At 65.9% G+C, this 16,747-nt stretch carries 18 protein-coding genes and 1 tRNA gene; 7 read left to right on the top strand and 12 right to left on the bottom strand.

All coding sequences use genetic code 11. From position 1 onward, the window contains the following. Positions 1-216: 216 nt before the first annotated feature. The 5 genes from AC1MH0_RS17245 to AC1MH0_RS17225 all read right to left on the bottom strand — a co-directional run bounded on the left by AC1MH0_RS17245 (position 217) and on the right by AC1MH0_RS17225 (position 7,290). Positions 217-3,009 carry a valine--tRNA ligase gene (locus AC1MH0_RS17245; protein WP_480963769.1) on the bottom strand — a complete coding sequence of 931 codons (2,793 nt, stop codon included), beginning with the start codon at positions 3,007-3,009 and terminating at the stop codon, positions 217-219. A 135-nt stretch (positions 3,010-3,144) separates the two neighbouring features. Next, positions 3,145-3,708, bottom strand: a complete 564-nt coding sequence (locus AC1MH0_RS17240) for a DUF2497 domain-containing protein (protein WP_480963768.1) — start codon at positions 3,706-3,708, stop codon at positions 3,145-3,147. 35 nt (positions 3,709-3,743) lie between these two features. Then, positions 3,744-5,273, bottom strand: a complete 1,530-nt coding sequence (locus AC1MH0_RS17235) for a TolC family outer membrane protein (RefSeq protein WP_480963767.1) — start codon at positions 5,271-5,273, stop codon at positions 3,744-3,746. Positions 5,274-5,283: 10 nt separating this feature from the next. Further along, on the bottom strand, positions 5,284-5,943 hold the full coding sequence (locus AC1MH0_RS17230; protein ID WP_480965781.1) for a protein-L-isoaspartate O-methyltransferase family protein: 660 nt from the start codon (positions 5,941-5,943) through the stop codon (positions 5,284-5,286). 324 nt (positions 5,944-6,267) lie between these two features. Beyond that, the gene (locus AC1MH0_RS17225) at positions 6,268-7,290 is read right to left on the bottom strand and encodes a helix-turn-helix domain-containing protein (RefSeq protein ID WP_480963766.1); all 1,023 of its coding nucleotides are present in this window, start codon (positions 7,288-7,290) and stop codon (positions 6,268-6,270) included. A gap of 218 nt (positions 7,291-7,508) precedes the next feature. On the opposite strand from AC1MH0_RS17225, the gene AC1MH0_RS17220 reads away from it, so the two are divergent. Then, a tRNA-Cys gene (locus AC1MH0_RS17220) sits at positions 7,509-7,582 on the top strand. Positions 7,583-7,815: 233 nt separating this feature from the next. Here the strand turns inward: AC1MH0_RS17220 and AC1MH0_RS17215 are convergent. Continuing rightward, on the bottom strand, positions 7,816-8,247 hold the full coding sequence (locus AC1MH0_RS17215) for a hypothetical protein (protein WP_480963765.1): 432 nt from the start codon (positions 8,245-8,247) through the stop codon (positions 7,816-7,818). A gap of 49 nt (positions 8,248-8,296) precedes the next feature. Next, positions 8,297-8,560: a hypothetical protein gene (locus AC1MH0_RS17210; protein ID WP_480963764.1), complete on the bottom strand. Its 264-nt coding sequence runs from the start codon at positions 8,558-8,560 to the stop codon at positions 8,297-8,299. A gap of 649 nt (positions 8,561-9,209) precedes the next feature. Between AC1MH0_RS17210 and AC1MH0_RS17205 the strand changes: the two genes are divergently transcribed. After that, a complete protein-coding gene (locus tag AC1MH0_RS17205; protein ID WP_480963763.1) occupies positions 9,210-9,533 on the top strand; it encodes a hypothetical protein in 324 nt (107 codons plus the stop codon). A gap of 369 nt (positions 9,534-9,902) precedes the next feature. Here the strand turns inward: AC1MH0_RS17205 and AC1MH0_RS17200 are convergent, their stop codons facing one another. Beyond that, positions 9,903-10,343: a (deoxy)nucleoside triphosphate pyrophosphohydrolase gene (locus AC1MH0_RS17200; protein ID WP_480963762.1), complete on the bottom strand. Its 441-nt coding sequence runs from the start codon at positions 10,341-10,343 to the stop codon at positions 9,903-9,905. 31 nt (positions 10,344-10,374) lie between these two features. Here AC1MH0_RS17200 and AC1MH0_RS17195 point away from each other — a divergent pair, with 31 nt between their 5' ends. Next, positions 10,375-10,578, top strand: coding sequence for a Flp family type IVb pilin (locus AC1MH0_RS17195; protein WP_480963761.1), 204 nt, complete (start codon positions 10,375-10,377; stop codon positions 10,576-10,578). 126 nt (positions 10,579-10,704) lie between these two features. Continuing rightward, positions 10,705-10,881 carry a Flp family type IVb pilin gene (locus AC1MH0_RS17190; RefSeq protein ID WP_480963760.1) on the top strand — a complete coding sequence of 59 codons (177 nt, stop codon included), beginning with the start codon at positions 10,705-10,707 and terminating at the stop codon, positions 10,879-10,881. Between the two features lie 91 nt (positions 10,882-10,972). Here the strand turns inward: AC1MH0_RS17190 and AC1MH0_RS17185 are convergent, their stop codons facing one another. From AC1MH0_RS17185 to AC1MH0_RS17170, 4 genes are read right to left on the bottom strand one after another with little or no spacing between them, the layout of a single operon-like run. Beyond that, positions 10,973-11,920 (bottom strand): acetyl-CoA carboxylase carboxyltransferase subunit alpha, encoded by a 948-nt coding sequence (locus tag AC1MH0_RS17185; RefSeq protein ID WP_480963759.1) that lies wholly within the window; start codon positions 11,918-11,920, stop codon positions 10,973-10,975. Positions 11,921-11,951: 31 nt separating this feature from the next. Continuing rightward, positions 11,952-12,851: a tyrosine-type recombinase/integrase gene (locus AC1MH0_RS17180; protein ID WP_480963758.1), complete on the bottom strand. Its 900-nt coding sequence runs from the start codon at positions 12,849-12,851 to the stop codon at positions 11,952-11,954. After that, on the bottom strand, positions 12,848-14,683 hold the full coding sequence (locus tag AC1MH0_RS17175; RefSeq protein WP_480963757.1) for a hypothetical protein: 1,836 nt from the start codon (positions 14,681-14,683) through the stop codon (positions 12,848-12,850). The genes AC1MH0_RS17180 and AC1MH0_RS17175 overlap by 4 nt, the downstream gene beginning before the upstream one ends. After that, positions 14,667-14,801, bottom strand: coding sequence for a hypothetical protein (locus tag AC1MH0_RS17170; RefSeq protein WP_258191373.1), 135 nt, complete (start codon positions 14,799-14,801; stop codon positions 14,667-14,669). The genes AC1MH0_RS17175 and AC1MH0_RS17170 overlap by 17 nt, the downstream gene beginning before the upstream one ends. 101 nt (positions 14,802-14,902) lie before the next feature. Between AC1MH0_RS17170 and AC1MH0_RS17165 the strand changes: the two genes are divergently transcribed. From AC1MH0_RS17165 to AC1MH0_RS17155, 3 genes are read left to right on the top strand one after another with little or no spacing between them, the layout of a single operon-like run. Then, positions 14,903-15,466: a shikimate kinase gene (locus AC1MH0_RS17165; RefSeq protein WP_056062416.1), complete on the top strand. Its 564-nt coding sequence runs from the start codon at positions 14,903-14,905 to the stop codon at positions 15,464-15,466. Then, positions 15,463-16,563 (top strand): 3-dehydroquinate synthase, encoded by a 1,101-nt coding sequence (gene aroB / locus AC1MH0_RS17160; RefSeq protein WP_480963756.1) that lies wholly within the window; start codon positions 15,463-15,465, stop codon positions 16,561-16,563. Before AC1MH0_RS17165 ends, aroB begins: the two co-directional genes overlap by 4 nt. Continuing rightward, complete coding sequence (locus tag AC1MH0_RS17155) at positions 16,563-16,703, top strand: DUF2256 domain-containing protein (RefSeq protein WP_081874135.1); 141 nt, start codon at positions 16,563-16,565, stop codon at positions 16,701-16,703. The genes aroB and AC1MH0_RS17155 overlap by 1 nt, the downstream gene beginning before the upstream one ends. Positions 16,704-16,747 lie beyond the last annotated feature (44 nt).

Here is a 16,747-nt window from a genome sequence, read left to right as displayed (position 1 = left end):
TGATTTGAGGGTCGAAGGCTCCCTCGCCTATGCTCGCCGGTTCGCCATCCCGGCGGAACCTGGGGGCGGACCTTGGTAGGAGCAACGAGGTCTTCAGGCACACATTCCCCTCCCGCTTGCGGGAGGGTCAGGGGAGGGCGCGACGTACGTACTGGCGTCCGGCCGCTTGGGGCACGCCCCTCCCCCAGCCCCTCCCGCAGGCGGGAGGGGAGCTAATCACCCCAGGCGTCCGAGTGCCGCCTGCAACCGCGTCGCTTCGGCGGCCTTGTCGGCGTGGTCGGCCTTGGCCTTTTCCACCGCTTCGGGCTTGGCGCGTTCGACGAAGCTGGCGTTGCCCAAGCGACCCGACAGCGCGTCGCGCTCCTTCTCCGCCGCCGCGATCGCCTTAGTCAGGCGGGCGCGTTCGGAGTCGAGGTCGATGACGCCTTCTAAAGGCAGGACGAACGTCGCTTCGTCGACCACGACCTGTGCCGCGCCGCCAGTGGCTTCGCCGTCGGCATGCGTGACGCGGGCCAGACGCGCGAGCGCCGGGGCCTGGCGTTCCAACCGCGCCAACGTCGCGGCATTCGCGTCACGAACGTGGAACGGCAAGCGCGCGCCCGGCGGCACATTCAGTTCATTCCGCGCGGTGCGGATCTCCTGAACTAGGCGGATCAGCCAGTCGACTTCCTTGCTCGCCTCGGGATCGAGCGCGCGCGCGTCCGCCATTGGCCATTTCGCGACGATCAGGTCGTGATCACGCGGGCCCATCGCGTGCCACAGTTCCTCGGTAATGAACGGCATGAACGGGTGGAGCAGGACCAGGATCTGGTCGAGCACCCAACCTGCTACCGCCTTCGATTCGTCATCGATGACGCCGCGCTCGTCGCCGACCATCTGCGGCTTGATGAGTTCGAGATACCAGTCGCAGAAGCGGCTCCACGCGAATTGGTAGATCGCGTTGGCGGCGCCGTCGAAGCGGTAGTCGGCGAGTGCGAGGTCGACCGTCTGGACGGTCGCGATCGTCTCGGCGATGATCCATTTGTTGACGGCGAGGTCCGCGCGCGGTGCCTCCAGCGTCGTGCTGGCGACGATGCCGTTGGCCTGCGCGAACCGGGCGGCGTTCCACAGCTTGGTCACGAAGTTGCGATAGCCCTCGACGCGCTTCTCATCCATTTTGATGTCGCGGCCCTGGCTCTCCATCGCCGCCATGAAGAAGCGCAGCGCGTCGGCGCCGTAGGTGTCGATCAGCCCGAGCGGGTTGACGACGTTGCCCTTCGACTTCGACATCTTCGCGCCGTCCGCCGCGCGGACGAGGCCGTGGAGGTAGAGCGTGCGGAACGGCACGTCCTTCATGAAGTGCAGCCCCTGCATCATCATCCGCGCGTTCCAGAAGAACAGGATATCGAAGCCGGAAATGAGGACATCGTTGGGGTAGCGGCCGCCGAGCTGGCCTCCCCTCCCGCTAGCGGGAGGGGATTGAGGGGTGGGCTCGCGCTCGACTTCGGGCGTAGCGGTCGAGGCGGGCGCGTGCCCACCCCCGGCCCCTCCCGCTTGCGGGAGGGGGGAAGAACCGTCCCACCCAAGCGTGGCGAAGGGCCAGAGGGCGGAGGAGAACCACGTGTCGAGGACATCCGGGTCACGAGTCAGGGCAACGCCCTCACCCGCAAGAGCCTGCGCTTCGGCCTCGGTCTCGGCCACGTACGGCGTACCGTCCGGACCGAACCACGCCGGAATCTGGTGTCCCCACCAAAGCTGCCGCGACACGCACCAAGGCTGGATGTTGTCCATCCAGTTGAAGAACGTCTTCTCCCAGGTCTTCGGGACGATATCGATCGCGCCGGTCTGGACCGCCTCGATTGCGGGCTGGGCGAGCGTCTTCGCGTCGACATACCATTGGTCGGTCAGCCACGGCTCGATCACCACGCCCGAGCGATCGCCATACGGGGTCTGGATCGTGCGCGGCTCAGCGTCGTGTTCTTCGCCGTCCTTGTCGACGTGCGGGATCAGGAAGCCTTCGTCCTTCAGCCGCGCGACGACCGCCTTCCGCGCCTCGGCGGTCGTCAGCCCGAGCAGCTCGGCCGGGATCAGCCCGTCGGACACCTGGACGACGCGCGCCTTCGCATCGAGCATGTTGAGCATCGATCCCGCGGCCATCCCTGCCCGCTTGCCGACCTCGAAATCGTTGAAGTCGTGCCCTGGCGTGATCTTCACAGCGCCAGATCCCAGCTCAGGATCGGCATGGTCGTCGGCGATGATCGGGATCAGGCGTCCGGTGATTGGCAACTTCACCTGCTTGCCGATCAGCGCGGTGTAGCGTTCGTCGGAGGCGTTCACCGCCACCGCCATGTCGGCGAGCATGGTCTCGGGCCGCGTCGTCGCGACCTCGATGAAGCCGGATCCGTCTTCGAGCGGATAGCGCAGATGCCAGAAGCTGCCCTTGATCTCGCGCGTCTCGACCTCAAGGTCGCTGATCGCGGTGCCGAGGCCGGGATCCCAGTTCACCAGGCGCTTGTCGCGGTAGAGCAGCCCCTGCTTGTGGAGGTCGACGAACACCTTCAGGACGGCTTTCGAAAAGCCCTCGTCCATCGTGAAGCGCTCGTTCGCCCAGTCCATCGAGCAGCCGAGCCGGCGGAGCTGCTGCGTGATCTCGCCGCCGCTCTCTTCCTTCCACGCCCAGACTTTCGCGACGAACTGTTCGCGCGTCAGGTCGGTGCGCTTCTGGGGAGGAACGGCCGCGCCCATCTGGCGCTCGACCACCATCTGCGTCGCGATGCCCGCGTGATCGGTGCCGACCACCCACAAGGCATCCTTGCCCTTCAGGCGGGCATGGCGCGTGAGGATGTCCTGCAGCGTGTTATCGAGCGCGTGGCCGATGTGCAGCGAGCCCGTGACGTTGGGCGGCGGGTTGACGATCGTCCAGGGCTCGGCGTTCGGGCGGTCGGGACGGAACTGGCCGCTCGCCTCCCAATGCGCGTACCAGCGCGATTCGATGGAGGCCGGGTCGAAGGTTTTGGGAAGCTCGCTCATGCCAAAGGCCTTAGCGAGCGTGTCGGGGCTAGGCCAGCCTTTGGGGAGCGTGTGGGATTTGGAATCGGCGTTGCCGCGCTTCAACCGGCCTACCCACCCCCAGCCCCTCCCTTTCAGGGAGGGGGGCAGGTTGGTTTAGGGCTGCTGGTTCATGATCTTGGCGATCTCACGCGAGACCATGTCCTCGACCATGTTGGGAAGGTTGGCATCGATCCACTCGCGCAGCATCGGGCGGAGCATTTCGCGCACCAAGCCCTCCAGCGTGCCGTCATTGCCTGTCTCGGGTTTTACCATCATCCGCGTCAACGCCTCGAGCGGCGCGCGCGTTGCAGCGGCGGTGTGGCGCGAGACGATCGGCTCAGCCGTGACATCGGTTGCCGGCTGCGGCTTGGCACTTGGCGCGACCTTTGGCGGCGTCATTTGCGGCGCCGCGTGGCGTGGTTCGGGCGGGGTATCGGCAGCATTGAGCACCGGGGACTTGGGCGGGCGCGGCGTACGATCGGGCATGGGGTCGCTCAGTTCGAGAATCTCGTCGTCGTCATGGTCGCCGTCGAAATAGGCCGGATCCAGATCGACCGGCGCGTACGTCGCGCGCGTTGGGCGACGCGACCGGCCGGGCGTATCGCCCTCTTCCGCGATGATGCGTTTGATCGACGAGAGGATTTCCTCCATCGACGGCTCGCCGTTGACATCCCCCATCCGGACCATCCCAAACCCCGTAGCCCCGCGCGCCCCTATTGGCGGCTCGTCGCGTCCTTACCTGTCGTCAAGGCGGGGTTCCTGTCAACCGGCGTATCGAGCAACGGGTCGTACTGCGCCTGGACCGTGGCGTTCTGCGCGGGCGACTGCGCAGTGCGGGTGGCGACCGGCACCGGCTCGCCGTCGCCACCGAAATCCCAGATCTTGTGGCGGACGCGGTTGTAGTTGGCGACCGGATCGTAGAGCACGCCGCCGTCCAACCCGAGATCGCGCGCCTCGGCCTGGCCCATCGCGGCTAGCAGCGCGAAGCCCGCGACATACGCATCGCGCCGCGCGGTCACGAGCGTGACCTGGCTGTTGAGCAATTCCTGCTCGGCGTTGAGGATGTCGAGGATCGTGCGCGTGCCGACGCTGTTCTCGGCGCGGACGCCTTCGAGGCTGAGCTTGTTCGCATTCACCGCGGTTTCCGACGACTGGATCACCTGCTCCGACGAGCGCCAGATGGCAAAGGCGGAGCGCGCCTGCGCGATGACGTTGCGCTCGGTCGCGGTGACGTTCTCGATCGCGCGCGACTGGAACGCCTCGGCCTGACGAACCTGCGCGGCGGGGCGCCCGCCCTGGAACAGCGGCAGCGTCAGCGACAGCCCGCCCTGCACCGACTTGTTGACGTTGGGGAAGGTGATGGCGCTGCCGTCGGCATTCGACGCGGAGCCGAGATAATTGGTGTAGCTGGCACCGCCGACCGCGCTGATCTGCGGCAGGCGGCTCGCGCGGGCGACGCCGACATCGTAGCGGGTCGCGTCGCGTTCCTTCGCGGCGGCGATCAGCACCGGGTTGTTGTCGATCGCCACGGTGACGGCCGAGGCCGGGCTATCGGGGAGATGCGGCAGCGTCGGGGGGGCATCGAGCGTGCCCGGTGGCGTCCCGACGAACTGGATATAGCTTTCGCGGCTGGAGATCAGATTGGCTTGCGCGGACTGGAGCTGTGCGCGGGCCAGTGCGAGCCGCGCCTCGGACTGCGCCACGTCGGTGCGCGTCAGGTCACCGACCTGGAAACGGTCGCGGCTGGCCTGCAGGTTGACGTCGAGCACGCGGACGTTCTGCGTGTTCAGGCCGACGATCGCCTCGTCGCGGATCACGTCCATGTACGCGGCGACGACATTGGTGAACAGGTCGGCCTCGGTGCTGCGCAGCGTCGCACGGCCAGCCTCGACGCGCGTCTTGGCCGCGGCGACCGAATTCCGGACCTGCCCGCCCTGGTACAGCGGCACCGACACGTTGGCGCGCGCCACGGCCTGTCGCGGCAAGGCGGTAAAGCTGTTCGCCGCGGTAACGACGAATTCGGTATAGTCGCCGGTGGCATTGACTGACGGAAGTCCGGACGCGCGCGCAATCGGGACGTTCTCGTCAGTGGCACGCAGGGTTGCCCGCTGTGCCGTGATCGTCGGGTTGGTATTATACGCCTTGACCAGCGCCTCGCGCAGCGTCTCCGCGTGGAGTGGTGCAGCGCTATACGTCAGCGCAACACTCAGGAGCAGACTGCGGAGAAGTGCGGCGCGGGCCATGGTTTTCTGCTCAGAACCGGAAGGGTTTGGGGGCGTCGAAGCCAGGCAGGCTCACGCATTCGACATCGACGAACGCTGACAACGCAAACCCGCCATCGGTCTTGCGTCCCGATGCGAGCCGGGTCAGCCCGCGCTCGGCGATCCCTGCCGTCACACGACCACCCGACTTGACCTGCGCGATCAACGCGTCGGGCACGGTCTCGATCGCTCCGTCGACGATCAGCACGTCATAAGGCGCGCCGCCAGCGTGGCCGTCCTGCATCGGTGCCTCGACGAGTTCGACATTGCCAGTCCCGGCGAGTGCCTCGCGGGCGATCGCCAGCAAGGCAGGATCGCTTTCGACCGCGACGACCGAGCCGACGATCTCGGCCAGCACAGCCGCGGTGTAGCCGGTCGCGGCACCGATCAGCAGGACGCGGTCGGTCGCGGTCAGATACGCCTCGGTCAGCAATCGCCCGGTTGCCATCGGCAGGTTGGCATAGCGCCCGCCGCCCAGCGGGATCGTCGCGTCGCGGTAGGCAATGGCGCGAACGTCGGCGGGCATGAATGCCTCGCGCGGTACGCGAGCCATCGCCGCGACGACGCGCTGGTCGTTCACCGCGTTGGTGCGCAACTGGCTGGCGACCATCGCATGACGCATCGTGTCGAACGTCGCGGGGGCCAAGGCCATGGTGGTCCCGCCGATCTCATGCGTGTCGGCTGCGAGCGAGGGAGTATCGAGAGTCGTCGTCGTCATGGCGCATCCTGTCGCACAACTGTTTTAGCCACGCAATACACTTGTTTCGGAACGTTCCGATATCGCGCGGCCGGATATGCTGCGTCTGTTATCGCGTGGGCGCTGCAACGCCAAGCATCGGTTGATCGGATTTCGCCGCGTTTCCCATCGGCTTGCCGGAACCGGGAGACGCCCCGCCCGCCCGTGTGACACCGAGATGCCGCGAACGGGGCGTCGAGGGTGCGCGAGAAAATCCCGGCAACACCTCTACCCCCGCCCTTAGCACCCGATCGCGGAACCGTCCCGCGAAATGACCCGCTGCTGCGCCGTACGGGTCGGGTCGTGCGACGGCGATTCGCGGGCCGGCGCTTTTGTGATGTCGTGCAGTACCTGCGTCGGCGATCCCAGCACCGCGTTCCGCGCCTTCAGACTGGCCGTCAGGAACGGCTTCGTCAGTGCCATGAACCGCCGCGGTGTCATCCCAAGGAACGTCGCCGAATCACGCAGGAAATGCGAGGCATCGAAATAGGAGCGGTCGATCGTTGTATAGTCCGCCTCGCCGCCGGCCATCATCAGCCGGACGAACGACCGAAGGAACCGCGCGCGCAACAGCAGCATCTTGGGCGGAAACCCGAAATGGCGCACCGACAGGCGGCGCAGCGCATGCGTCGGCACGTCGAGCTGGGCGGCGGCGGCGGTGATGTCGGTCGGACCGTCGGTCGCGAGTATCTCCATCAACTGGCGGATCTGCGGCGCATCGGAATGCGGCGGCCCAAGCCGCGCGAGCAGCATCGCATCGAGGATCGGCGCCACGGCCGCATCGTCCGGCGCGTCCTGCAAGGCCGCCACCAGATCGCGCGTGAAGGCCTTCCCCAGCGCATCGTCCAGCGGGACGATACGGTTGCGAAAATCGCCGGCCGATCGCCGAAACAAACGTGCCCATCCCAGCGCGCTGATCCCGAAGCCGATCATCACCCCGCCATGCGTCACCGCCTTCAACGCCTGGTTGGTCGGGCCGAACAGGCTTACCACGGGCAACGGGTCGTAGGTCCGTCGACCAATCGAGACCGCGATCGGCCCGGCATCGATCGCGATCCGCACATTGGCGGTCGCCGGCAGGAACCAGTCCACCTGCCCCGCTTCGCTACCCGTGTCGGTTCGATAGACGTGATAGCCGGTGATATAGTCGGCGAGCGCGGCTGCGGGTCGGTCATACCGGATCGCCATGCCGGACGGCATCGCGAACACCTCGTCATCGACACCCGTCGTATTCGTGCCGCCGGCAATCCTGTCCGTCTTCAAGCGCCCGTCCCCAAGCCATTCACGTCGTTATACTTAACCTTAAGCAAAGACGCTTTCGTGCGCGAGTCACGATACGGTAACTCGGACGAGAGCGCCGGGTGACCACGATACTCGGCAACGCGGCGGCCGAGCCCTGACGGATTATTCCGCCTCAGGGCGCAACTGCCGGTTGACCGCAGCGGCAAAACGAAGCATTTGCGCCGCCTTCACGCAATCGGGGCCCGATGGCGGAGTGGTGACGTAGAGGACTGCAAATCCTCGCACCCGGGTTCGATTCCCGGTCGGGCCTCCAGTGACCAAGCTATCGATTTGCCGTGCCCGAGTTCGACGATATCGCCTAACCGGTTCTAGTGAACGCCGAATCCTGCCCTGCTGCTTTCGCCCTTGCGGACCGGCAGGACGTTCTTAAGCCTGGCTAGCCAATGCGGCATGCCGATGTGCTGCATGCCCGGCGACAGCAGCGACCCCATTCTCGGGCACGGCGTAGATCAGCGCCTGGTTTCCGACACCGCCTCGTCAGCTTGTTTATTTGCCTAGACGACCCGGCGACATGCCGGCGTAACGAACGCCGTTCGCCGCCTGATCACCTGACAAGGCATAAGCAAAACCCACCTCTGCACTATGCGGACCGAAGACGGTACCAGTGGAGGTGCCGTTTAGGGGAACAGTGGATCCCGTGAGCGTACCCCGGAACTGATTGGTGCCAGCGAGCAGCGTGCCGGTGCCCGAAACAATGCCGATTGCCTGGCCGGTGCTATTGACGGAAACGCGAACCGTCACCGTGCGCGGAGCATAATCAACGGCCACCGTGCCCGAACCATCCGTATCGTTCCCTGGAACGTCGGCCTGTCCGGGCGCAAACGGCTGGACCGAATACTCGTGGCCCCGAGATACCGCGGCGAATGTCTGGGTGCCCGTTCCTGGTATATCAGCGACAATGGTCTGATAGCCAAACACGTGGCTAGACCATTGTCGAGATCGTCCCGACCACATCGCGCCAGACCTATTAGCTGCTATACCGGAGTTGGTATGCCAACTCACCGACAATGCCCTCGAGAGACAAATTGTTCAGCGCAAACACTTGGCTTGGGGCGAACCCAGAGCCGAAATTCTCGCGCCGTGCATCGGCACTATCGACGCCTTTGAAGAACGGACTGGTCGCTTCCCGGGTTTTGGCCGAAAATCGGTACTCGCCAGGTTGATTGGGATACGGCGAAACCAGGGAAACTCCCCCTCCCGTATCGTAATCCGCAGTCGTTGCTTCAGCCAAGCCGTTTGCCACACCGGAGTTAGACCGAATCGCCGCGTAGGCGCTGAGAAGCGTAAGGACTGTTCGCCCGTTGAGGGGAATGACGCGTAAGTCGGTGCCGGCATCGACGTCGGCGCTAGTACGGGAGTGGACGGAGTCACCGTCCCGCCATCTGCGCTATCGGAGCCGCACGCGGTCAAGGCAATGCGGCGGTAGCGAGCGATAATCGACGCATGACATCCCCTGTTTCGACCGGTCGGCACCACGTCTCGTCGTAAGCGAGCGACTATGACGAATCTAAACCCGCCACAGTAAAATCCGCGCGGTAACGACCTGCCCTGACGAGAAGATCGACGAGCCGGCCAGTCGCGTGTTGCAGCTACCCAGCGCTGTTTTGCGAAGAACGTTCGTACGGGTTTCAGGACACGGTCCGCCTAGCGTAGAAACATAATTCCTGTTGAATCGCCGCGCGATCGCGAAACCTTGTGACGGACGTCGCCTGATGGATTTGTCGCATCGGTGAATGTCTCACCGCCCCCCCCCCCGGGGGATATGACACCTGGTATGACGACGGCGCGGACGGGTTTCCCGTCATAGGTCGCCAAGCTCTAACGTTGCTCGTCGTAGAGGCATCCTTGCATTTGACACTGATCTCGGCTGTTGCCCGGCAATGGATATCCCCGCACTGTATCATTCGCTTATTCTTTGGATCGGCGACGGCACCGGCCTGCCCGACGCAATCCTCCATATCCATGCGGGTCTCATAATCCTCATGCTCGTGCGGCTCGTCAGCGGCCGATCGTTGGGGACGCTCATCCCCCTCCTCGTCGTCGCCCTCGCAGAATTGGGGAACGAGACGCTCGATTACCTGAATTACGGCATGCGTTGGGCGGACACGCTGTCCGACGTCGGCAACACGATATTCTGGCCTCTGATCATCAGCCTGGGCGTCAGGTTGCGTCCAATGGTGCGACGTGACCAGATCGCGCAGTGAGAAGGGCGTTAAGCGTAACCGGGCGGCGACTGAGTTTGCCCAAGCCAGAATGGGCAGCGCCTGCGCGCACCGACGTCTCGCTAAAAACGGAAACGGCTCGCTCGAGAAAAGGGAATAACACGCGCGAGCCGCAGTCCGGATGGCCGGATACGGTCTTGGGACGTAGCCGGCGCAATTTTTATGCGCTTGCAAACGTCCGGGATCAAGTGATTTTTTGAACACGGAGTATGCCGACCCACCCTGGTGACGAGCCAAAGATTGACGGCGCGCCGGCATACCTCCGCGTCAACCAACGGATGGGCATGTCGGACGCATTGTTGCCCACATTTGAATGCTTTGCGGAACGCTTATCGACGACGCGCGAAGATATCAGATCAGCGCATCCAGCAATCCGATCAGCGGGCGATCGGCGGGCGGCATCGGCAGAGCGTGCATCTCGTTCGGTCTCACCCAGCGCAACGCTGTCGCTTCGAGCGCGCGCGGCACGCCGGTCCACTTGCGCGTGATGTAGAGCAACAACAGCAAATGGCGATCGCCGAGCGGCGCGCTGGCGAACGCGGCGGGTGCGAGGCAGGCGTGCGGCACCGCGATCGCAAGCTCCTCCTCGAGTTCGCGGATCAGCGCCGCCTCGGGCGTCTCGCCGGGCTCGACCTTGCCGCCCGGGAACTCCCAGAGGCCGGCGAGCGACTTGCCTTCCGGACGTTGCTGCAGAAGCACGCGGCCTTCGAGATCAACGAGCGCGGCCGCTACGACGGGCAGCAGTAAAGGCGCAGCGAGCATCGGTCCCGATACGGACGGATCGTTGGTCATTCCTTAATTTCCCCGCGATTACACCGCCTGCATGGGCCCTATATCCATCGCGACGCATGCCGTCATCCGAACGATCGCACGCGTGACGCGCGAGAGACGCGGCGCGACCGCAATCGAATACGGGCTGATCATCGCGTTCGTCGTGATCGCGATGATTGCCGGTCTCACCGCCCTCGCCGACACGACGACCGGCATGTGGGGCAACGTGAACACCAAGGTCGCCAACGCGCGCTGATCCGGAAAAGAAACGGCAGCCGCTTTAAACCTTTCTCAACAAACCACTTGTATCCCTCAAATCGCTGATCCGGTCCGTCCGGTGCAGCCGGGTGACACAGACGCAATCTAAACCATGGAGACCGGAATGAAGACGATCCGCAAGTTTTTCAAGAATTCCAAGGGTGCGACCGCAATCGAGTACGGCCTGATCGCCGCGCTGATCGCCGTCGCCGCAATCGCTGCGATGCAGGGCCTGGGCACGAGCCTGACCAAGACGTTCAATAACGTCTCGACCAAGCTGAACACCTCGACTGGCGCCTAAGCTTAAAGTGGTGTGGGACGGTCCGCCTAAGGATCGTCCCATCTGACGAAAGGGCGGCGGAACCTCGGTTCCGCCTCCCTTTCTGCGTGGCTCAGAGGCGCCCCATCTTAAGGAACTTCGCCTGGCGATCCTTGCGCAGGTCGGCCGGTGCCAGCGCCGCAAGGTCGTTCAGTGCGGACGACAGCGCGTTGCCGAGCGAGTCGATCGCAGCCACCCAGTCGCGGTGCGCGCCGCCCAGCGGCTCCGATACGATGTCGTCGATTACGCCAAACGACTTCAGGTCCTGCGCGGTGATGCGCATCGCTTCGGCGGCTTCGGGAGCCTTGTCGGCGGTGCGCCACAGGATCGACGCGCAGCCTTCGGGACTGATTACCGAATAGATCGCATGTTCGAACATCAGCACGCGGTTGCCCGCGGCGAGCGCGACCGCGCCACCTGAGCCGCCTTCGCCGACGATCGCCGAGACGATCGGGACACCGGCGTTGAGACACGCTTCGGTCGAGCGGGCGATCGCCTCGGCCTGGCCACGCTCTTCGGCCTGGATGCCGGGGAATGCGCCGGAGGTGTCGACCAACGTGATGATCGGCAAGCCGAATCGATTCGCGAGTTCGACCAGGCGGATCGCTTTCCGGTATCCCTCGGGCTTGCCCATGCCGAAATTGTGGCGGAGGCGGCTGGCGGTGTCGTCGCCCTTTTCATGGCCGAGCACCATGATCTTACGCCCACGGAACGTCGCGAAGCCGCCGATGATCGCCTGGTCGTCGCCGAACGCGCGGTCGCCGGCGAGCGGCACGAACTCGTCGAACAGCGCGGCGACGTAATCCTTGAAGTGCGGACGCTCGGGATGACGCGCGACCTGCGTCTTCTGCCACGGGGTCAGGCGCGCGAACGTGTCCTTCAGCAGCTTGTCGGACTTCGCCTGCAAACGGGCGATATCAGTGGCGAGGTCGACGCTGCCTTCGGCGGCGGTGTCGCGGAGTTCGTCGATCCGGCCCTGGAGTTCGGCGATCGGTTTCTCGAAGTCGAGGAAGCTTGGCATCAGCGGCGGTTACGGCGCGCCGCCGCCCGCGTCAACGCGGCGGCATATCCGCCAGCGGGTGGCGCGAGTTGACGAGCTCGACGAGGCGGCTCGAATCGACGTGCGTGTAGATCTCGGTCGTGGCGATATCGGCGTGGCCGAGCATCGATTGCAGCGCGCGCAGGTCCGCGCCGCCGGCGAGCAGATGCGTGGCGAACGCGTGGCGCAGGACGTGCGGGCTGACGCGGTCGGGGGGGATGCCTGCATCGACGGCGATCGCCTTCACAAGTTGATACAGGCGGATGCGCGAGAGATGGCCTTTGCCCGAGGGGAACAGCCATAGCCGATCGCTCGCCACATACGTGCGCCAGACCGCGACAGCGGCGCGTGCGCGGTCGGAGATCGGCACGAGCCGCTCGCGCCCGCCCTTGCCGCGCAGGATCAGGAACGGGCGGTCGGGGTGGACCGCGTTGCGCGGCAGGCTGACGAGTTCGGTTGCGCGCAGGCCGGAGCCGTAGAGAAGCTCGAATAGTGCGGAAAGGCGCAGGTCGTTGGGGTCGAGCGGATCGCGCGCGGCGCGCTCGGCGATCGCCGCGAACAGCCGGTCGACGTCGGCGTGGCTCAGGATCTTGGGTAGGGTGCGCGCCGTGCCGGGTCGGGGCAGCGCCTTGCCGGGATCGTCCGCGCGGTGTCCTTCGTCGACCAGGAATGCGAAGAAGCGGCGGAGCGAGGCCGACTTTCGGCCAACGGTCGATCGGGACAGCGCCGACCAATTGCCCGCAAGTGTCGCCAGCGCATCGGCGTCGGCGTCGACCAAGCCCCCTTCGAGTACCTGCGAGGCGAGCAGCAGGTCGCTGCGATACGCCGCGACGGTGTTGGCCGCGGCACCGACCTCCGCGGTCATCATTTCGAGGAACCGGTCAATCAGCGCGCGGTCGCTACCGTGGCTCACGCGCGCGCGATCGCCTCGGCCGCGATCATCCGCGCCTCGCCGTCGAGACCGACGCCGCGCAGAGCGCCGACGATGCGGTACAGTGCTTCCGGGGGGATGTCTTTCCAGCTCCCCGCCTGCATGCCGACGGCTGCGAGCAGTACGACCGTCCCGGCCTGGCCGTCGCGTGCCGCACGATCGAGCGCGCGGGTCCAGGCATTGTCCGCGCCGATGCGAACGCCGAGCGACTGGGCCGCGCGTTCGATATCGCCTTGGTTGAGGCGACCGAGGCCTGCCAACCCTGCGAACAACATGCGCTGCTTCAACGCCGAATCGCCTTCGCCTCCGGTGTAGGACGCGAGGTCGGAATAGCTCAGGCGGCGATACGCGTCTGGATCGCTGAGCACGATCATCGCCCAGGCGTCGCTGCCGGCGGGTACCGAGCCCAGCCAGCGCGCCGCGGTGCGATCGAGCCCGGCGGACAGCATCGATGCGACCAGCAGATCCGCGTCGGCCTTCGCCAGATTGGGGTTCAACCGGGACGCCGCCCGCGCGGTCAGCACGAGCCGCGCATAGTTCGGGCGCGCGTTCGCGCCGCCCCACAATTGACGCAGCGCGGTGAGCCGCGAATCCGGGTTGCGATCGGCATAGGCGGTCTGGAGATCGTTGGCGGTCGCGGTCGCGCCACTCTGCGTATCGTCGTCGGTCGCAGCCGCAGCGTAGAGATCGACGAGCGCGGCGCTGGACAGCACCCCCTGCCCCGCGGCAGCCTCCGCCGGGGCCAGCCGATCGCCGAGCGCAACGGAAGGCGACAGCGCCTGCCAGTATTTCACCTGAGGACCCACGGTACCGTACAACTCGTCCGGCACGGTGACGCCGGTCGCCATTGCGAGGCCGAACCGCCACGCGGTCAGCCGGTCGACGCCGTCCCATTCGATCGTCACGGCCTGACGCCCCTGCGCGCCCGCACCGACGACTTTCTGCGCGAGCAGCAGGTCGACACCGCTGGCGACGTTGCGGCGCTTGGCGGTCGCGATCAGCGGGCTCGCCTGCGCGGGATTGCCCGACAGCCCGGCGCACATCGCCTGTGCCATCGTCCAGCCGCGCGCCGGCGCATCGCGCATCGCTCCCGTGACCAGTGGACACAGGCCCGCCGGATCGCCGGTCGCCAACGCGGTGTTCATCGCGACCTGATAGAGTTTCGGCGTGTAATTATCGGTGTCGACATTCTGCGCGACCGCGCGCGCGCTGACCGATTCGCCCATCCGCAGCAGCAGCCACGCGCGCTCGGCGGCAAAGTCCGCGCCGTTGGTGCGGCTGGGCGTATCGACATGCGACACCAGCGCGCGCCGCAACAGGATCGACATCCAGCGCGACGGCAGCGGCGCACTGAGGCGGCGCATCAGCGTCTCGACATATTGGCCGTCCGCCTCACCGAACGCATCGGTATCGAGCCCGCCTTCGCTAGCCGTAACCGGCCCGACCGTCGCGAGTGAGCGACGAGCGGACGCCGGCATCTCGTACTGCGCGAGCACCGCCGGATCGATCGGCGCCGGCGTCGCGACGGGTGGCACCAGCGGCGCGTCGCCCGGCGTCGTGGGCGGCAAAGGCTGGATCATCGCACCCGGTTGCGCGGGTGCCGGAGCCGGAGCGGTCGGTTGCGCGGGATCGGTCGGACGGCTGGGCTGCGTACCGGCAGGTGGCGTCGGTCGTGGTGCAGGCGCGGGCGTCGGTTCGCCGAACCCCGGCGGCAGGATCGATTCGGGCCGATCCTGGCCGGTTGCGGGTGCCAGCGCGACCAAGGCTCCGGCGGCAACCGCCGCCGCTAAGGATGCCTTAAGAGAGGTTCGCAAGCGTCACGGCCTTTTCGACGTGGCTCTGCGGACGCTCGGTCGCGCGTCCTGCCAGCAGGAACAGGCCGCCGACCACGACCACAAGAACGACGACGACCGAGACGATGAAACGGGACATACGACGTAACCTTGTAGTGGACAGGGGTAGTGAACGGGGCAGAAAATCGCGCGCCAAGAGCTTTTGCCCTCGCGCGGAGCCGCTGTATAGCGCGGGCTACGATGTTGCAAAGCCACAACCCTTCCGGCGGACCTTCGGGCGGTCGCCGCCCTGCCCCGATCGATCGCCCGATCGTGCTCGTCGGGCTGATGGGCGTCGGCAAGACCACCGTCGGCCGCCGCCTCGCGCTGCGCATGAACCTGCCGTTCGTCGATGCCGACCACGAGATCGAGGCCGCATCGGGGATGACCGTAGCCGAGATCTTCGCCAAATACGGCGAAGAGTATTTTCGCGATGGCGAGCGCCGCGTGATCGCACGGCTGATCGACGGTACGCCCAAGATCATCGCGACCGGCGGCGGCGCGTTCATCAACGACGACACGCGGGCGCTGATCCTGCGCGATGCGGTGTCGGTGTGGCTCAGCGCACATCCCGACATCCTGGTCGAGCGCGTGGGCCGGCGCGACACGCGGCCGCTGCTCCGCAACCGCGACGCGGGAAAAGTGCTCGCCGAACTGGCGCGCGTCCGCAACCCGATCTACGCGCAGGCGCACATCCATATTGTCAGCAACAAGACGCCGCACGAAGCGACCGTCGCCGCTATCCTGAGAGCGCTTGGCCGATGAAGACCGTTATCGTTGAACTGGGTGCGCGGACCTATCCGATCCATATCGAGGCTGGATTGCTCGCGCGGGCGGGTGAGTTCCTTGCCCCGCTTGCGAAGGGCCGGCGCGTGGCGATCGTCACCGACGAGAATTTGTCGGTCCACCTAGCCACATTACAGGCTTCGCTGACTGCGGCGGGGATCGCGTCGGAGGCGATTGTCCTCGCGCCGGGCGAGGGCAGCAAGAGCTGGGCGACGCTGGAAATGCTGTGCGACCGGCTGCTCGAACTCGGTGTCGAGCGCGGCGATCACGTCGTTGCGCTAGGCGGCGGCGTGATGGGGGACCTGGTCGGGTTCGCCTGCTCGATCCTCAAGCGCGGGTGCAATTTCGTCCAGATCCCGACGAGCCTGCTGGCGCAGGTCGACAGCTCGGTCGGCGGCAAGACCGCGATCAACACGAAGGCCGGCAAGAATTTGATCGGCGCGTTCCATCAGCCGGTGATGGTGTTGATCGATCCGCAGGTGCTCGACACGCTGCCGATCCGCGAACTGCGCGCGGGCTATGCCGAGGTCGTGAAATACGGCCTGATCGACGACTTCGCATTCTTCGAATGGTGTGAAGCCAACGGTGCGGCGCTGCTCGCGGGCGACATCGGCCTGCGCGAATACGCTATAGCGCACAGCGTATCGGCCAAGGCACGGATAGTGGCTGCGGACGAGCATGAGACGAACGGGACGCGCGCGCTGCTCAATCTCGGTCACACGTTCGGCCATGCGCTGGAGGCGGAGACCGGGTTCTCGCAGGCGCTGATCCACGGCGAGGGTGTCGCGGCGGGCTGTTCGCTGGCGTTCGGGTTCTCGGCATCACAGGGGATCTGCTCGGGACAGGATGTTGAGCGGGTCGCGGCGCATTGGCGCGGTGTCGGGCTTCCGGACGGTCTCGCGGCGGTGAAGATCGGCGCGAGCGGTGCGCGGCTGGTCGATCACATGCGGCACGACAAGAAGATGGCGGCGGGCACCCTGCCCTTCCTGCTCGCCCGCGGGATCGGCCAGACGTATCTCGACAAGACCGTCGACCTCGCCGACGTGGAGACCTTCCTAGACTCGCAGCCCCGCTGATGCCCAACGGTGTCGCCAAGCAGAACCTGCCGACCAAGATCTGCCCCGCATGCGAGCGGCCGTTCACGTGGCGCAAGAAATGGGCGCGCGACTGGGACAGCGTGATCTACTGTTCGGACGCGTGCCGGAAGAAGCGATAGCACCAAAATACCAGTAAGAATCTTGTTCACCCGCGAAGGCGGGT

This window comes from Sphingomonas sp. AP28, assembly GCF_056680455.1.
Note: the sequence above shows the minus strand (reverse complement) of the source record. Positions and strands in the feature narration are given on the sequence as shown.